This is a genomic window from Lactobacillus sp. C449L (assembly GCF_059900815.1).
In genome coordinates, this window is record NZ_JBWXGA010000203.1 from 1 (window position 1) to 460 (window position 460).

General features: G+C 65.2%; 1 protein-coding gene. It reads right to left on the reverse strand.

Annotated elements, in window-relative coordinates; all coding sequences use genetic code 11:
* Positions 1-213: hypothetical protein (locus tag AC2JF9_RS09030; protein WP_500727090.1), on the reverse strand; the 213-nt coding region annotated here is incomplete at its 3' end.
* Positions 214-460: the final 247 nt, after the last annotated feature.

Genomic DNA, 460 nt, shown 5'->3' on the forward strand with positions numbered 1-460 from the left:
GGCGGACGCCGAGACCCCGGTGTGGCAGGGGCAACTTGCACAGCTTGCGTGCTGGACCAGACCGCGATCGGCGGGATCGCCCGAACGATCGCCGGCATCGCCGGTCGAGACGGAGATGACGGTCGAGTGCCCTTCGAGCGCCACGCACGCGGCGGCATGGTGCGGGACGAGGAGCGATACGAAGAGGGCCAGAGCCAGCACGCCCGCGATCATCCCCCGCCACAGGGGGCTTCGAGCGCTCGCTGTCGGGGCCGTCCTGGAGACCATGGCTGCCGAATTGTACGCGGCTTCGGTTAGCGGGTGATTACGTCGAGATTATAACGACCCCTGCCGATCTCGGTCGAGCCCGATTTGAGCGTCACGGTGGCTCGGAACTTACCCTCAACGGGGAAGTCCACCCTTCCAGTCAGCATATTGTCCTTGGCCAGCTTGAGTTCAACCGTCCTCTGCTCGTTGCCCT